The sequence below is a fragment of the Flavobacterium sp. SH_e genome (genome assembly GCF_025717045.1).
GTDB lineage: Bacteria > Bacteroidota > Bacteroidia > Flavobacteriales > Flavobacteriaceae > Flavobacterium.
Map to the genome: position 1 here is coordinate 409,519 of NZ_JAOVZN010000008.1, position 17,785 is coordinate 427,303.

Here is a 17,785-nt window from a genome sequence, read left to right on the forward strand (position 1 = left end):
GCGAGACGCTCGCGACTGCGAGGGAAATTTTTAAGATAAAGAAATTGTCTTACAAAAAACAGACTATATTTGAAAATTCATATTCACCTAAAAATTATAATATAAAAAAATGGAGTTAAGGCAATTTAGCAATCTAATTTTTAAACTTTCAGGTCTATTTATAATCTATGGCTTGATCTTCAAATATACAATAGGAGCTGTGTTTGACATCAATAAAAGCAGTATAAGTGATAGTCCTTTTGGCGGATATTCTCTAAATTGGAATATTGTAATTCTTATTACATTATGCTTTGCAATCCTTATTAAAAATTCAAATTTTCTGACTTCCCTTTTTTATCGAAAAAATTACGTTATTGAATTAAATGAGATAAATCAGTCTCGAATTTTAAAAATTATTTTTACAACATTTACTTTTTTTCAATTTCTTAGTTATTTCTTAACTCCTAGAGACATCAGTTTTTGGAGCAGGATGTTATGTAATAGGCCAATCATATTATTCTTCTTAATTCTATTTCACAGAATTATTATAAAATTTATGATTAAGCAAATCAATTCTTATTCTGAAATACAATCAAATTATATTTTTATTTTTTCGATGATTTCAATTCTTTTGTATTTCTATTTTTTCTGGGACTATGGATATGAATCATTTAATGCCTATGAATTTATTTTTCGTATTATCATTTTACTGATAACTTTAAGCTCTCCATTAATTTTTAGATTGTTGTTAGAAAAAGACATATCAATTAAGAGCAATCATTTTATTTTCATCTTGTTTTTCTGGACATTATTTCTATATAATTTACAAGAGTTTTTATTTAAATTTCCTAATTATGAAAGAGATAATATGTATCTCATTAAAGATTTATCACTTCATGTGATACTTACTTTGTTCTTTTTAACTCTCCATTCATTCTTTGCAAAAATTAAAAGTGTTTCGACATTACAATTTACATGCATTATAATTGGAATTTTATCTATTTTCTGTTTCATTTTAAAATATTTACATGGGTACCAATATGCAACTAACTTGTATTTAATAAGTGGTATCATAGCAATTGCCTTGTCTACAAAAACTGGTATAATAGATAAAAAACTTGAAAAATTAAAGTTTACAAATATGGTGAGATCTGTAGAACCATCTTTACAAAATAGTTCTTCATTTTTATTTATAACAATAATATTTCTTACTGTTTCAAAGCACATTATTATGCTTTTTGATTACAACTCAAGTTTTACTGTCGATGAATTAGCATCTTATAGTATTGAAATAATCCAATTAGTCATTACTCTAATAATCATATCAAAAAAGAATTTAAAATTAGATAGTGCCGATAGTTTTATAAATACATCACTGACGTTCTTTTTAATTTTAATATTCTGCAATAATTACTTGTTCTTTCTTAGCCGCTTACTTTTTTATAGAAATCATACCTTTTTTAATATTAGCACTATTGACATTGTATATTTTATAGTTTTACTGATGGCAATACTATTTTCATCTTATTTGGCAAAATTGATAAAAATTGCTTTGCCAAAAAGTTACTTTAGAAACTTTTCTAATTAGCCTTTCGTTTCTCCAGCGAAACAAATACAAAATAAAAGTAACGAAGCAGACATAAAAAAACCTCCCAAAAATCTTGAGAGGTTTTTTTCATATCCTTAAAAAATCCAAAATTTACATATTCCTTCTATACTGCCCACCAACCTCAAACAACGCCGAAGTAATCTGACCTAAAGAACAAACCTTTGTCGCTTCCATTAAATGGTCGAATAAATTTTCGTTTTTAATAGCGGCTTGTTGTAAAGTATTTAAATGCTCGTTTACTTTTGCTTCGTGGAAATTGTGCAGGTTATCTAGCATCGTAATCTGATATTGTTTTTCTTCTTCTGTAGCGCGAATAACTTCTGCCGGAATTACCGTTGGCGAACCTTTTGAACTCAAGAAAGTATTTACACCCACAATTGGGAAATCGCCGTTGTGTTTTAAGGTTTCGTAATACAAACTTTCTTCTTGAATTTTAGAACGTTGGTACATCGTTTCCATTGCGCCTAGAACTCCGCCTCTTTCTGTAATTCTGTCGAATTCTTGAAGAACCGCAGCTTCAACTAAATCAGTTAATTCTTCGATGATGAACGAACCTTGAATTGGGTTTTCGTTTTTCGCTAAACCTAATTCTTTATTAATAATCAGCTGAATTGCCATCGCACGACGCACAGATTCTTCTGTTGGCGTTGTAATCGCTTCGTCGTAAGCGTTTGTGTGAAGCGAATTACAGTTGTCATAAATCGCGTATAAAGCCTGTAAAGTCGTTCTAATATCATTGAAATCAATTTCCTGTGCGTGTAACGAACGTCCAGAAGTCTGAATATGATATTTCAGCATTTGTGCTCTTTCGTTGGCGCCGTATTTGTTTTTCATGGCTTTTGCCCAAATTTTACGCGCCACACGTCCAATAACTGAATATTCTGGATCTACTCCGTTGGAGAAGAAGAAAGATAAGTTTGGTCCAAAATCGTTGATGTTCATTCCGCGACTCAAATAATATTCCACGTAAGTGAAACCATTTGAAAGCGTAAAAGCCAATTGCGTAATTGGGTTTGCTCCCGCCTCGGCAATATGATATCCTGAAATCGAAACCGAATAGAAATTACGAACGTTTTTGGTAATAAAATATTCTTGAACGTCGCCCATTAATCGCAAAGCAAATTCGGTTGAGAAAATACAAGTGTTTTGCGCCTGATCTTCTTTTAAAATATCAGCCTGAACTGTTCCACGAACTTGAGCTAACGTTTTTACTTTTATTTCATTATAAACTTCCAAAGGCAAAACCTGATCTCCAGTAACTCCCAAAAGCATTAATCCTAAACCGTTGTTTCCAGCAGGAAGTTCGCCTTGGTATCTTGGTCTTTCGATTCCTTTGTCTTTATATAATTTGTTGATTTTGGCTTCAACTTCTTTTTCTAAATCATTTGCTTTGATGTAAATCTCACATTGCTGATCGATTGCCGCATTCATAAAGAAACCTAACAACATTGGCGCAGGCCCATTAATAGTCATACTTACCGAAGTCAATGCATGAACCAAATCGAAACCTGAATATAGTTTTTTAGCATCGTCTAAACAACAGATTGAAACTCCCGCATTTCCAATTTTTCCATAAATATCTGGGCGCAAATCTGGATCGTTTCCGTATAAAGTCACACTATCAAAAGCCGTAGAAAGACGTTTTGCAGGCATTCCCGCACTTACATAATGAAAACGTTTGTTGGTTCTTTCTGGTCCGCCCTCACCCGCAAACATTCTTGACGGATCTTCGCCTTCACGTTTAAACGGATATAATCCCGAAGCAAAAGGAAATTCTCCAGGAACATTTTCCTGTAAATTCCAACGCAAGATATCGCCCCAGCCTTCATATTTAGGTAAAGCAATTTTCGGAATCTGTAAATGTGATAAACTTTCAGAATGCGTTGCAATCTTGATTTCTTTATCGCGAACTTTAAACGAGTAAACCGGATTTTTATATTTCGCTACTTTTTCATCCCAATTCAGGATAATCTCCCAATTGTACGGATCTAAGTCCATTTTTACTTTATCAAACTGATTCAGTAAAAGATTTAAAAAGATTCTGTTTTCGTCAAGTCCTTCGACTCCGCTCAGGATGACACTATTGTCGTCTATTCCTGCTTTTGTGATTTGAGGAACTTTTCCAGAAACCGATTCTATGGTTTTGAAAATTCCGTATAATTTCTGAGCTACTTTTTGCTGTGCAATTGCCGTTTCATCATAATTTCTATTATTCTCAGCAATTTCAGACAAATAACGTGTTCTTCCTGGCGGAATTACGAATATTTTCTCACTCATTTCTTTAGTGATTTCAAAAGTCGATTTCAAATCAGAAGCCGTTTTTTCAACCACTTTATCCATAATCGCTTTGTAAAGTGTGTTCATTCCCGGATCGTTAAACTGCGAAGCAATTGTTCCGAAAACTGGCATTTCGTCTGGACTTTTATCCCAAAGATTATGGTTTCTTTGATATTGTTTTTTTACATCTCGTAAAGCGTCTAAAGCACCACGTTTATCAAATTTGTTTAAAGCCACTAAATCGGCAAAATCAAGCATGTCGATTTTTTCCAATTGTGTCGCCGCTCCAAATTCTGGCGTCATTACATATAAAGAAACGTCTGAATGATCCATAATTTCGGTATCAGATTGACCAATTCCTGAAGTTTCCAAAATAATCAAATCGTATTTCGCCGCTTTTAAAACCTGAATCGCTTCGGCTACATATTTAGACAAAGCCAAATTTGACTGACGTGTCGCCAACGAACGCATATAAACACGAGGATTATTAATCGCATTCATTCGGATTCTGTCTCCTAAAAGTGCTCCTCCTGTTTTTCTTTTAGAAGGATCGACAGAAATTAATCCGATTGTTTTTTCTGGGAAATCAATTAAAAAGCGACGAACCAATTCGTCAACCAAAGAAGATTTTCCTGCTCCACCTGTTCCTGTAATTCCTAAAACTGGAATTTTAGAATCAGAATTACTTTCGTGAATTTTATCAAAAACTGGTTTTGCAATTTCAGGAAAGTTTTCTGCAGAAGAAATTAAACGTGCAATTGCCGTTGGAACTTTATTTTCGATATGATCAATTTCTCCGTTTAATTTATCTCCAATAGGAAAATCAGCACGTTGAACCAAATCATTAATCATTCCTTGAAGTCCTAATGAACGTCCATCATCTGGAGAATAAATTCTTGTAATACCATATTCATGCAATTCTTCGATTTCGCTTGGCAGAATTACACCGCCTCCGCCTCCAAAGATTTTAATGTGTCCTGCTCCTTTTTCGCGAAGCAAATCATACATATATTTAAAGTATTCGTTGTGTCCGCCTTGATACGAAGTCATGGCAATAGCATTGGCATCTTCTTGAATGGCGGTATTTACCACTTCTTCAACACTTCTATCGTGACCCAAATGAATTACCTCAACACCCGTAGACTGGATAATGCGTCGCATAATATTTATGGCTGCATCATGTCCGTCAAAAAGCGAAGCCGCAGTAACAATTCTTACTTTATTTTTAGGAATATATGGTATTTGTTGTTCCATTTTATGAATATGATAATTTTATGCGACCAATGTACAAAATATTTTAATATTTGATTAAGACAATAGCTTTATGTTAACAAAAATAAATCGATTTCGTGAACTAAAAGGGTAACAAATTACGTAACTAATTGATATAGTTAAAGAAAGCTTAAAGACATGGCAATTTCGCAACATTTAAATAAAATCTGGAAACATGTTTTGAGTACTCCAATAGTAATTTAGCAGTGTAGAAAAGCCCCAAATTTTTACCTACGACTTACATAGAAAAGTAATAACGTAAAAATTAAAAAAATGAGAACATTTTATTCATTCACCGTAATTTTAGGTTTGAGTTTTTTTGTATTTTCTTTTAGTAAATTTGAAAGCACTAATACTACATATACAAAAACTTCAAGTAACACAATTGTTTACCACAATGATTCAGATGACGTAAACGAAATTTCAAACGACTTCTTTAAAAGGTATTCTGATTTGAAAAAATATAAGTCTGATGTCATGTCTTTGTACAAAAACAGAACTCTTGGAACTATTTGGTTTGATGAGAATGAAATCAGTGAGTTTGGATCTGTTTTGTATGAAAAAGCAAAAAAAACAAATGATTTGGTAATTCCTTATCAAAAAGAAATAGACCAATTATTTAGCACTTCATCAGATAAAAGCACTCTTTCTCAAACTGATGCCGATATGCTTTTAAGTTCATTGTATGTTGTATACACTAAGAAAAGTAATGCCGACAAGAAAAAGCTATCTTATAATGATATGCTGAAAGACTTTTTAAACTACAGCACATTAGAAGAACAAGAAACAACAGTAGCAACAACAAATGAAAAAGTAGAATTTGACCAATATTACAAATTGCAAGATGCTCTAAAAAAATACAAAAGATTAGAAAAATCTAGCAAATATAAGCCTATCGTTCCAGCAGAATCTCCTTATAAAGAGTTGCGCCCAGATGCCGTTTCTAGCACTATTTCGCAAGTTAGAACTCGTTTGTATTTGTTAGGCGATTTAAAAACAGATTCTAAAAGTGATGTTTACGATCGTGAATTGATGGATGCTGTAATGAAATACAAAGTTCGTAATGGCTTTAAACCAAATTACATTTTGGCAGAAGAACACATTAATGAAATGAATATTCCGCTTGAGGATAAAGTTCAAACTTTAAAGCTTAATATGGAAAGATGCCGAGCAATTGCAGCTCAGATTGCTGCCAGCGATGAGTATGTTTTGGTAAATGTTCCTTCTTATGAAATGATTTATGTTAAAAATGGAAAAGTTCAATTGACTTCGCCTGTCTTTGTTGGAGCACCATTAACGAAAACAACCATTTTTAATGGCGAAATAGATCGAATCGTTTTCAGCCCTTATTGGACAGTACCGCAAAGTATCGTGCAAAATGAATTGAAATCTAAAATCGCAGCAGATCCAAATTATCTAGCAGAGAAAAACATGGAAATGGTTAACGGACAAGTAAGACAAAAACCAGGTCCAGACAATTCTTTAGGATTGGTGAAATTTATGTTTCCAAATCCAGATGATATCTATATGCACGATACGCCATCTAAAACTTTGTTCGATTTTGAAAAAAGAACTTTCAGCCACGGTTGTATTAATGTAAAAATGGCTAAAGAATTGGCTGTTGCCATGCTAAAAGATTATCCAGAATGGACTAAAGAAAAAATCGATAAAGCGATGGAAGGTAAAGTAGAAAGCAGTTTTAAATTATCTAAAAAAGTACCAATTTATATTACTTATTTTACTTCATTAGTAAATGAAAATGGAGAAATTGGTTTCTTCCAAGATGTTTATGAAAACGATAAACAAATAACCGAAAATGCAGTTGTAACTCAATAATATAATTCTACTAAATTTTAGAGAGGATTTGTCAATTTTTGGCAGATTCTCTCTTTTTTAGCTATATCTATAAGTAAAAAAAGTCTTAACTTATTATTATCAAACCTTTTAAAGGTAATATCTACTCATAAATCTCTCGAAATTTGCTCACTAATTATACCACTAAATTTTATAATACTTAAAGCTAACTATTATGAAAACGAACAACATAGAAGGTTTAACAATGTTTGAAATAAATGTATTGGTACAACAAGGCGGAAGATTTGTTGCGTTCCCAAATGCGATTTCAAAAATTATGAAAAAAATTAAAGGTTCTAATGTTTATTTTGTTCGACCAGAAGAACATACCTTCAAATATGCCTTAAGACATTTCTTCTTTAACTTGTCTGCAAGCTGGCGTATCTTTCCTTATGGACCAATTTATGTTATTAAATCTATTTATTTCTTAGTTAAAGGAGGAAAAGATTATACACAGGATATATTAAATGAATTAAAAAATAATAATCCAATATACCATCCTGATTTACAATATCTACATTAAATTTATTTTGTCTTAAACTGATATTTTAAAAGCCTCTTATGGCCGATATATTGATGAGTTAAAAAGAGATTTGCAAAATCTTTTTTTAACAAAAACACAATGAAAAAACAGATTATATATTTAAGCATCATTATATCGATTCTTCTTATTTCATGTAATAATTTTAAATCAGAAAATTCAATTTCAACAACTGGAATAAATAAACCAAAACCGCCAAAAGCTGTAGGACCTCCACGCATATTATTTATAGGAAATAGCCATACAGAATATTACGTAAGCATCCCAACGTTATTTCAAGAGTTATGCAATGCAAATAATAAAAATGTAAATGTCCAGCAATTAATAACAATGGGAGTTTCTCTCGACAAGGTTTATTACACAAACAAAACAGAAGCAAACCAAAATTTTTCTAACATAGATAAAGACAGAAATTATTATGATTATGTGATTCTTCAGGAAGCGACATCAATTGCACTAACAAATCTCACGGCGTATAGGGATAATTTGAAATTATTTGCAGAAAAAATTCATAAAAATAGTCCAGATGCTGCAATATATGTTTATCAAAATACCCCTCCCTTATCTTATAAAAATTCAGAATACGATAGCTATTATCAAGAACTACGAAAAAATGCTCTTTTAGCAGCCGCCTTTATAAAAAATGCAGGATTACTGAGAGTTGGTGATGCTGTTAAGGATGCATACAAAGGGAAAAACGGCTATAATTACTTAAAAAACGACATAGATAATCTTTGTTATGGTAAAAACACACCGTACTTTTTAAATGATGGCGGTTTTTTACAAGCTGTTTTATTATATGCTACCATCTTTGATGAAAAACCCATTATCCCTAAAAAACTTATTTTAAGCACTGGAACTGGAGATAATGATAATATGAGAAAACAAGAGGTCGCCAAAGCAATCAGTAATCCAAAAGCTTTAGAAGAAATTGCTTTTAGTAATAGATAAATTATCCAAAATCTTTTTACTGGATTTCGCGCAGAATTCTTCATCTGCTAATCGTTAATCATGAACAATCAAATTAAAAAATCTTTACACTTTATTTTTCATCCCAAACTGAATTAAAATTTCAACATTGTTTTTTGTCTTAAAGTATTAGTTTTAAAACTTTTTGAAGCTACTACTTTTTTTTGTTAAGAAGAGATTTGCAGTTCTTTTTAATTAAATCATGATGAAAAAATACATTTTATTATTTGGTATTGCCGGAATTCTTTTTACTTCTTGTAAAGATAAATCCGCTACGGCAGAAAGTCAAACTACAACACAAGAAACAGGTGAAAGACCAAAAGCACCAAAAGCTGAAGGTAGCCCAAGAATTTTATTTATAGGAAATAGCCATACAGAGTTTTTCGTAAGTGCTCCAATTTTATTTGGAGAAATCTGCAAAGCAAATAATCAGCCTATGAATATTGATCAATTGATTACAATGGGGGTTTCGATTGATGAAATTTATAAGGATCATAAGAAAGAAGCAGAACAAAATTTTGCTAAAGTTGACAAAGATGGAAATTATTACGATTATGTAGTCATTCAAGAATCTACACCAGTTGCGGGTGGAGAACCAGATAAATATAAATCTAATGTAGATATGATTGTGGAAAAAATACATAAGAACAGTCCAGATGCAGCAATTTATATTTACGAAGGAATGTCTCCAACTCCTTTTACTGATCCTGATTACAAAGAGTATTACGACATCATGCGTGAAAATGCAGCTGAAGTTGTCAAAACAACAAAAAATGCCAGTTTATTAAGAGTTGGAGATGCTATTAATGATGCTTATAACGGCAAAAATGGTTATAAATATTTAGTCGCTAATAAAGACAATCTTCGTTATGGTGAAAATACATTACACCTCTTAAACGATGGTGGTTATATGCAAGGAGCACTTTTATTTGCAACAATCTTCAACAAAAAACCAATAATGCCGAAAGAACTTACTTTAAGCACTGGAACAGAAGATAATGACGATATCAAAAAACAAGACGTTAGCAAAGCTATTAGTAATCCTAAAGCTTTAGAAGAAATTGCTTTTAGCAATCGTTAAGACTTAATAAAAATTCTAGAAATCATCTTATAGAAAATTCTGTAAGATGATTTTTTTATTTACCATAAAACACTGATAAACAATAAAATTTATTCTTATTTTAGGCCTATCTTTTAACCTAAAACCAATTTATGGAAGATTCAGAGTTAATACAAAGAAAAAGCTGGTGGAATAGAAACTGGAAATGGTTTGTTCCCACAGGATGTTTAAGTCTTTTAGTTTTATTTGCCTTATTTATAGTTGGAATTTTCTTTGAAGTCACTTCCATAATAAAAGATTCTGATGCTTATAAAGAATCTATAACTGCCGTGCAAAACAATAAAATCGTGGTCGAAAAACTAGGATCTCCTATAGAAACTGATGGAATGGTTTCTGGAAATATTACTTCAAATAACAATGTGAGAACCTGCGATGTACAAGTTCCGATAAAAGGGCCAAAAGGAAAAGCAACACTCTTTGTTGTAGGTGAAAAGAGAGGAAAATGGAAATACAGCGAAATGTCTGTTTATATTGAAAAAACAAATGAAAAAATTGACCTTCTTAAAAAATAGAATTTGCAATTTTATCCTGCCATTTTTCATTCTTTTCTAATATTTTATGGCTATAATAGCGAATAATAAATTGTTGTTAATTATCAAACAAAATCTTTCTTCACACTTAATAAATTTGTGGCTTTGTTTTTGAATAAGTAGTATTTTTGAAACTTAAATAAAAACCCCAAAATGAAAAAGATTTTATTATTAGCCGTTACATTTTCTCTAACGTCTTGTGCACAGGTACAACAGACTTTAAATCAGTTGCCTCAAATAGCGTCTCAGATTCCAGGTACAGGAACTGTTGATATTGCTTCTGGATTAAAAGAAGCTTTGAATAAAGGAATTACAGAACAAGTGAGTAAATTAACTGCAGTAGATGGTTTTTATAAAAACGAAGCCGTAAAAATTTTAATGCCTGAAGAATTACAAAAAGTTGATGCAACTTTAAGAAAAGTAGGTTTAAGCTCGCTTGCAGACGAAGGAATTAAAATGCTGAACCGCGCCGCTGAAGATGCCGTAAAAGAAGCAACTCCGATTTTCGTTTCGGCTGTAAAAAACATGTCGTTCACAGATGCTAAAAATATTCTTTTAGGAAATGATAGCGCTGCAACAACTTATTTACAAGGAAGCACAACAACTGCTTTGTACGGAAAATTTAATCCTGTGATTAAAAGTTCATTCGAAAAAGTTGGAGCTGATGTTGTATGGACAAAAATTATAACAAAATACAACACTATTCCATTAGTGAAAAAAGTAAATCCAGATTTAACTGATTATACAACAAACCAAGCTTTATCTGGCGTTTTTAAAATGATTGCCGTAGAAGAAAAAGAAATCCGAAATAATATTTCTGCAAGAACCACGCCTTTGTTGAAAAGCGTTTTTGCTATGCAGGATGGGAAATAATTTTTCCTAAAGGTTCTAAAGAACAGAGCTGCAAAGGATCAAAGTTTTTTTTAAACTGAAGAGTTTGCAATTAAACAAATCTAACGATTAACCGATTAAACTAAAAAGATCGAAATGCAAAAAATTACCATACTCATTCACTGTAAAGATCAAAAGAATATTATTGCTTCAGTGACTACTTTTATTGCTAAAGTAGGCGGAAATATTACTTATATCGACCAGCATGTTGATGTAGAGCAAAATGTATTTTTTATGCGACTAGAATGCGAATTTGAAGGTAGTGATATTACAATTGAAAGCTTTAAAGAAGATTTTGATAAAACGCTAGCATCTAAATTTGGAATGTCTTGGGATTTGTACAATCAGGAACAAAAACCAAAATTAGCATTGTTCGTTTCTAAGTACGATCACTGTTTATTTGACATTTTAGGAAGATATAGTGCAGGTGAATTGAATGTGGAAATTCCGGTAATTATTAGCAATCACAATGATTTGAGATCGATTGCAGAACGTTTTGATATTCCGTTTCATTTTGTTCCTTTCACAAAAGAAAACAAAGAAGAAGGAGAAGCAAGACAAATTGAATTATTAAAAAGGTATAAAATCAATTTTATCGTTTTGGCGCGTTATATGCAAATTGTTACTCCAAAACTAATTTCGCTTTACGAAAATAAAATCATCAATATTCACCACTCGTTTTTACCTGCTTTTCCGGGTGCAAAACCGTATCATTCGGCTTTTAAACGCGGTGTAAAAATTATTGGTGCAACAAGTCATTACGTAACAGAAGAATTAGACGAAGGTCCAATTATCGAACAAGATATTGCGCGAGTTTCTCATATTCACTCCGTAGAAGATTTCATTATGAAAGGACGTGATTTGGAGCGTATTGTTTTAGCAAGAGCTATTAAACTGCACGCAGAAAGAAAAACTATGGTTTACAGTAATAAGACAGTGGTCTTTTCTTAAAACTCTAAGGTTCTGAGATACTAAGGTTATAAGTTCTATTCTTAGAAAAGAAATAACAAACCCGACAAGTTTTAAAAACCTGTCGGGTTTGCTTTTTATACGGAACAAAAAAACACTTATAAATCAACAACTTAGAAGCTAGAAAAATAGCAATTGTTAATTTTTTGACTAATTCCATGATATTGTTTTTTAAGACTTTGGCAAACTCATAAAACAATCATTATCATATTCATAATCAAAATTGATTGATATTAAATTTTAATAACAAAAAATTATTTAGCGTTATTAAAAGCTCAAAACAGCGATTTAAAAAATCTTAACTTATGGTCAACAAAGTAATAACAAAACCTTAACAGCATAACATCGATATATGTCTGACCTTTGTAATGTAATAAACTGGTTATTTATTATTTTGGTTTTGGTTAGTTAAATGATGCCGGCGTCTTCGAGATGCCGGCATTCTTTTTTTTTGAAAGTTTGGTTTATTTTGTTTCACGTTTCAGGTTTCAAGTTGCCTTTCTTTACGATTAATTTAAACGCAAAGGCCGCAAAGTTTTTATCCAAGAGTTTTTGTATAAAACGTAAAGTTCGCAAAGCTTGTATAAAGCTTTACGGTTAAAAAAACACAATCTTTTTGAACATTAACTTATATCCAACAAAGTAATAACAAGACCTTAACAGCATAAGTTTGATATATGTCGGACATTTGTAATGTAATAAACTGGTTATTTATTATTTTGGTTTTGGTTAGTTAAATAATGCCGACGTCTTCTAGATGCCGGCATTCTTTTTTGTGCAAAGTTGGTTTAAGGTGGCTTTGCTTTGAGCATAATTTTTAACGCAAAGAGCGCTAAGTTTTTTGTGAGTGTTTTATACAAACGCAAAGTTCGCAAAGCTTTAGGTAAAAAACTTTGCGAACTTTGCGTAAATCTTAGCGCTCTTTGCGGTTAATATTTATTTAGAATTTTAAAATATTGGAATTTTCTTTTTTAATTCTTCAACCTTTCATGAAGCAGTTTGAAATAATCGAAAGCTTTGAGTAATCTGCTTCCGTGCCAAGAGAACATTTCTCCATCAACAAAAATAGTTTTGGCATGATGTGTAAATCTTCCAATTTCGAAAGCATCTTCTTCTTTAAACGGATATGGTTCCGAAGAAAGAAAAACAAGATCTGGATCGCCTTCTAAACGCATTTTCTTTAATTCAATTTCAGGATAGCGGCCTTTGTTTTCGTAGATATTTTTAAAATGATTCAGTTTTAGCAATTCATTTATATAAGTATCATTTCCTGCAACCATGTAAGGATTTTTCCAAATGAAATAAGCGGCTTTCTTTTCATTTATATCTTTTATATAATTTTTGAAATCGCTCAAGGCGAAAGCCAATTTGTTGTTCCACTTTTGCGCTTCAGTCCTACAATTAAATAATTGTCCGAAATCTGAAATCATTTGAAAATTGTCTTCAATAGAAACAATATTTGTAACCCAAACTGGGCAAATTGTGCTTAATTGTTCGACAATTTCTTGCGTATTTTCTTCTTTATTGCAAATAATAATATCTGGTTCAAGAAGTTTTATTTTTTCAAAGTGAATTTTCTTTGTTCCGCCAACAATCTTTTTAGTCGATTTAAAATGAAACGGATGTACACAGAATTTCGTTATTCCAATGATTTTTTCTTCCAAACCTAAATCATATAATAATTCAGTTTGCGATGGAACTAGCGAAATGATACGTTTTGGAGCGGTTTCAAAAGAATGAACAGTGCCCAGCTGATCTGTTAATTGTTTCATTTATTTAGATTGTATTTCCTAACCGCAAAGTTCGCAAAGACTTACGCTAAGAGCACAAAGTTATTTTCTTTGCGAGCCTTGCGAAAAACCTTAGCGAACTTTGCGGTTAAATCTGTTTTGTATTGTAATTAAAATCTGCTGTCAATTATTGCTTCCATTTCTTTCTGTACTTTCAAAGCCTCTTCTCTCGCCTTTTCAGCGAAATCAGTTCCTTTTGAAGCGTAAATAATAGCTCTCGCTGAATTGACCAAAAGACCAATTTTATCGTTCATTCCATATTTGCACACTTCAGATAAACTTCCACCTTGAGCGCCAATTCCAGGAACCAACAAGAAACTATCTGGAACAATTTTTCTGATTTCAGTAAAATATTCTGCCTTTGTAGCGCCAACAACGTACATTAAATTTTCACTATTTTTCCAAGTTTTAGAAGTTTCTAGTACTTGTTTGTACAATTCTTTTCCATTGGTATTTAAAGTCTGAAAATCGAAAGCACCTTCATTTGAAGTCAAAGCCAACATGATCGTATGCTTATTTTCGAATGCAAGGAAAGGCTCTACAGAATCTTTTCCCATATATGGAGCAACAGTTACACTATCAAAATTTAAATCTTCAAAAAAAGCTTTTGCATACATGCTAGAAGTGTTTCCAATATCGCCACGTTTTGCATCAGCAATTGTGAAAATTTCAGGATAATTTTCGTTAATGTAATTGATTGTTTTCTGCAAAGACATCCATCCTTTTATTCCATAAGCTTCAAAAAAGGCAGTGTTTGGTTTGTATCCTATAGTCAAATCATGAGTAGCGTCGATTATTGCTTTATTGAATTCGAAAATTGGATCTTCGGTTTCTAATAGATGCTGTGGCATTTTAGCTAGATCTGGATCCAAACCAACGCATAAAAATGATTTTTTTTGAAGAATTTGATCGTGTAGTTGTTGTGTTGTCATATTGTTTTTTTAGTTCTTCTATTTCAAAGAATTAATTCTTTTTAAAAAGTATGCAAAAATAAAAAAAGCCACTCAATTAAGAATGGCTTTTTACTTTTATATTCAGCAGTGCTTACAAATTGCCTAAATAAACAATTTCAGTTCTTCTGTTTTCTGCTCTTCCTGCAGCTGTTTTATTTGATTTCACAGGTTTTGATGAACCGTAACCATTAGAAGTTAAATTTGCAGGATTTACACCTTTTTCAATCAAAAGATCCATTACTACTTTTGCTCTAGCTTCAGATAATTTTTGATTTGCTTTTGCATTTCCAACATTATCTGTATGTCCGTTAACGGCAAATTTAGCGTTTGGATAGTTCTTTAAAATTTCTTTGATTGCATCTAATCTTCCAGAAGTTTCTCCTTTTTTAGCATCGCTTAAAGTCGCTTTTCCAGTTGTAAAGAAAATAGATCTTGCTTCTACTTTTAACTGCGCTAAAGTTTCTTTAGTCACTTTTGGACAGCCTTTATTGTCTGTTGGACCAGCAACTGTTGGGCATGCATCATCTTTGTCTAAAACTCCGTCTTTATCTGCATCTAAATCTGGACAGCCTTTATTTTCTGCTGAACCCGCTTCTTTCGGACATGCATCATCTTTATCCAAAACTCCGTCTCCATCAGTATCTGGCCACGGACAACCTTTATTTTCAACAGGACCTGCAACTGCTGGACACGCATCTACATTATCTAATAAAGTATCTCCATCACTATCTTTCCAAGGACAACCTTTATTTTCTTTTGGTCCCGCAACATCTATACAAGCATCATCTTTATCAAAAACGCCGTCTTTATCTGTGTCTGGCCAAGGGCAACCGCCATTTTCAGCTGGACCAGCAACTTTTCTACAAGCATCTTCTTTATCGATTACACCGTCTCCGTCTGTATCTTTAAATTGTTTTTCATAAACTGGAATTTTCATTCCAAGGTGGAAATCAGCTCCTTTAGAATTACTTGAAACTAAATTACTCAAAACTGAGCCAGAACCAATGAAGAAAACTCCCGCACGTAAACCTGCTCCAGCCTGCATACCGCTATATTCCATATACGTCATTGGCAAATAAAAACTAAACCATCTGCTTTCGTAACGTGGTGTCAATGTCACTCGGTCAGCAATTCCATAACCATTCAGTTTACTATCCGAAACCAGATTAATATCTCCGTTCAGATTCAAATAGAATTTGTTGTACATATTCCAATCTGCATCTGCGCGAATAGCTGTTGGCAAATTTGTTTTTACTCCTTTTGAAGTTGAAATTTTAGTATAATGTTCATTTAAGAAATCATATAAATCTTCTGCATCATCAATCATTTGCTGCGTAACAACTCCGTTTACATTATATGTATCAACTTTTGAGTTTTTATAATTGATAGACCCGATATCGGTTACAGATAAACCGAAACGTAATTTATATTTATTTAAATCTCTAAAATTGTTATCAGCTGGTTTTGCTCTTTTAATATCATATTGATCATAATCTGGTCTCCATTCGTACACCAATCCAAAATCAAAACCAAATCCGCGTGAATTTGCATCAAATTCGTAATCGTCATTTTTTTCCCAATCTTGACTTCCTCCAAGGGTAACTTCACCATTTGAGATCAAAGCTCCTTGTTTTGGATTTACTGTGTTTTCAACGTAAGAAACGTTTACATTATTTCCATGTACATAAGCATTTACACCACCTTGAAGATATTTGGCAGTTAAACCTCCTTTTAAAAAGTGCTGGTCTTTTTGAAATAAAACAGCAGCATACGAAATTCCAAGTTCGCCCCAAGAATGAGATGCTCCGTTTGGATTTCCTAAATTGTAATTAAAATTTTCAGACTGATCTAGTCCATCTTTTACCTGATCTATAAGATAACCGTTAATTTTTTTGATATTAGAAACAGATCTCGCTCTTGTAAAAACGGCCAAAGAATGTTTTGGCGCAATATTAAACATAAAAGACGGCCCCATGATATCAAAATTTGCCAATCCGTTGTTAGCATTTTTTGGAGATACCTTTGATTGGCTTTCAAAATCGTATCCGTCTTTGTAAACATCAAATAATTTAACTCCATACAAGTCATTCTCTACAGCACCACTAATCGAAAACAAATTAATATCTGTTTTAAAACGTGAATCTGCAATAGAAGCTGGATTGAATAAAACACTTTGAACTCCCGCATAGTTATCATGAAAATAACCTAAATAAGATTGTGCGTTGGCGGTAAAAGAAATAATTAAAAAAAATAAAATTGGTAAATGTTTTCTCATTAAAAATTTAGTTTTAGTTGCGCGCAAAACTACAACAAATAAATACTAAATAGGTTAAGAAAACATTGAATTCATGTAACTTCTTTTATGAATTATGTAAGAAAAAAAAGAGCTTGCAAAGGTATCTTTGAGAACAACCTAATAAACAGATAATTATGAGCCCTCATATTGGAATTACACCAAAAAATTTAAAAAAAAGCGCTTCAATTTTAGCTACGATTTTATCGAACGAAATGACATTATATGTAAAAACCAGAAAATTTCACTGGAATATTTCTGGAAATAGTTTCATGGAACTGCATAAATTGTTTGAAGAACAATATCGTGTTTTAGAAGCGCAAATTGATGAAGTTGCAGAACGCATCAATCAATTGGGAGAAAAAACAATTGGAACAATGAAAGAGTTTATCGATAATTCGACATTGAAAGAATCTCCAAAAGAATATGCTTCTCAAAAAAACATGTTATCAGAACTTTTAGAAAACCACGAGCAATTGGTAACAGAATTTAGAGGCTATATTCCTGTTTTTGAAAACGAAACCAACGACATTGGATCTGCTGATTTTGTGACTGGCTTACTGCAAGAACACGAAAAAATGGCTTGGATCCTAAGAAGATATCAGGTTTAATTGTTAATTGTTAATTGTTAATTGTTAATTGTTAATTGTTATTCTTTAATCTTTAATCTTTAATCTTTAATCTTTATTCTTTAATCTTTATTCTTTATTCTTTATTCTTTATTCTTTATTCTTTATT

12 protein-coding genes are annotated in these 17,785 nt (G+C 32.0%); 8 read left to right on the top strand and 4 right to left on the bottom strand.

All coding sequences use genetic code 11. From position 1 onward, the window contains the following. Window positions 1-1,678: 1,678 nt before the first annotated feature. Entirely contained in the window at window positions 1,679-5,119 is a 3,441-nt protein-coding gene (locus tag OD917_RS19875; RefSeq protein WP_263525151.1) for a methylmalonyl-CoA mutase family protein, read from the bottom strand. A gap of 291 nt (window positions 5,120-5,410) precedes the next feature. Here OD917_RS19875 and OD917_RS19880 point away from each other — a divergent pair, with 291 nt between their 5' ends. From OD917_RS19880 to purU, 7 genes are all read left to right on the top strand, one after another. Beyond that, window positions 5,411-6,973 carry a L,D-transpeptidase family protein gene (locus tag OD917_RS19880; RefSeq protein ID WP_263525152.1) on the top strand — a complete coding sequence of 521 codons (1,563 nt, stop codon included), beginning with the start codon at window positions 5,411-5,413 and terminating at the stop codon, window positions 6,971-6,973. Between the two features lie 193 nt (window positions 6,974-7,166). Next, window positions 7,167-7,514 carry a hypothetical protein gene (locus OD917_RS19885; protein ID WP_263525153.1) on the top strand — a complete coding sequence of 116 codons (348 nt, stop codon included), beginning with the start codon at window positions 7,167-7,169 and terminating at the stop codon, window positions 7,512-7,514. A gap of 99 nt (window positions 7,515-7,613) precedes the next feature. Next, window positions 7,614-8,483 (top strand): hypothetical protein, encoded by an 870-nt coding sequence (locus OD917_RS19890; protein WP_263525154.1) that lies wholly within the window; start codon window positions 7,614-7,616, stop codon window positions 8,481-8,483. A 220-nt stretch (window positions 8,484-8,703) separates the two neighbouring features. Continuing rightward, window positions 8,704-9,582, top strand: coding sequence for a hypothetical protein (locus OD917_RS19895; protein ID WP_263525155.1), 879 nt, complete (start codon window positions 8,704-8,706; stop codon window positions 9,580-9,582). A gap of 131 nt (window positions 9,583-9,713) precedes the next feature. Beyond that, entirely contained in the window at window positions 9,714-10,133 is a 420-nt protein-coding gene (locus tag OD917_RS19900; protein ID WP_263525156.1) for a cytochrome c oxidase assembly factor 1 family protein, read from the top strand. 171 nt (window positions 10,134-10,304) lie between these two features. Then, complete coding sequence (locus OD917_RS19905) at window positions 10,305-11,024, top strand: DUF4197 domain-containing protein (RefSeq protein WP_263525157.1); 720 nt, start codon at window positions 10,305-10,307, stop codon at window positions 11,022-11,024. Window positions 11,025-11,138: 114 nt separating this feature from the next. Next, window positions 11,139-11,993, top strand: a complete 855-nt coding sequence (purU, locus tag OD917_RS19910; RefSeq protein ID WP_111283283.1) for a formyltetrahydrofolate deformylase — start codon at window positions 11,139-11,141, stop codon at window positions 11,991-11,993. Between the two features lie 989 nt (window positions 11,994-12,982). Here the strand turns inward: purU and OD917_RS19915 are convergent. From OD917_RS19915 to OD917_RS19925, 3 genes are all read right to left on the bottom strand, one after another. Beyond that, window positions 12,983-13,783, bottom strand: coding sequence for an ABC transporter substrate-binding protein (locus tag OD917_RS19915; RefSeq protein WP_263525158.1), 801 nt, complete (start codon window positions 13,781-13,783; stop codon window positions 12,983-12,985). A gap of 128 nt (window positions 13,784-13,911) precedes the next feature. Further along, window positions 13,912-14,733: an orotidine-5'-phosphate decarboxylase gene (pyrF, locus tag OD917_RS19920; protein WP_263525159.1), complete on the bottom strand. Its 822-nt coding sequence runs from the start codon at window positions 14,731-14,733 to the stop codon at window positions 13,912-13,914. 112 nt (window positions 14,734-14,845) lie between these two features. Further along, window positions 14,846-17,029, bottom strand: a complete 2,184-nt coding sequence (locus OD917_RS19925; RefSeq protein WP_263525160.1) for an OmpA family protein — start codon at window positions 17,027-17,029, stop codon at window positions 14,846-14,848. A 155-nt stretch (window positions 17,030-17,184) separates the two neighbouring features. On the opposite strand from OD917_RS19925, the gene OD917_RS19930 reads away from it, so the two are divergent. Next, window positions 17,185-17,658: a Dps family protein gene (locus tag OD917_RS19930; RefSeq protein ID WP_263525161.1), complete on the top strand. Its 474-nt coding sequence runs from the start codon at window positions 17,185-17,187 to the stop codon at window positions 17,656-17,658. Window positions 17,659-17,785: the final 127 nt, after the last annotated feature.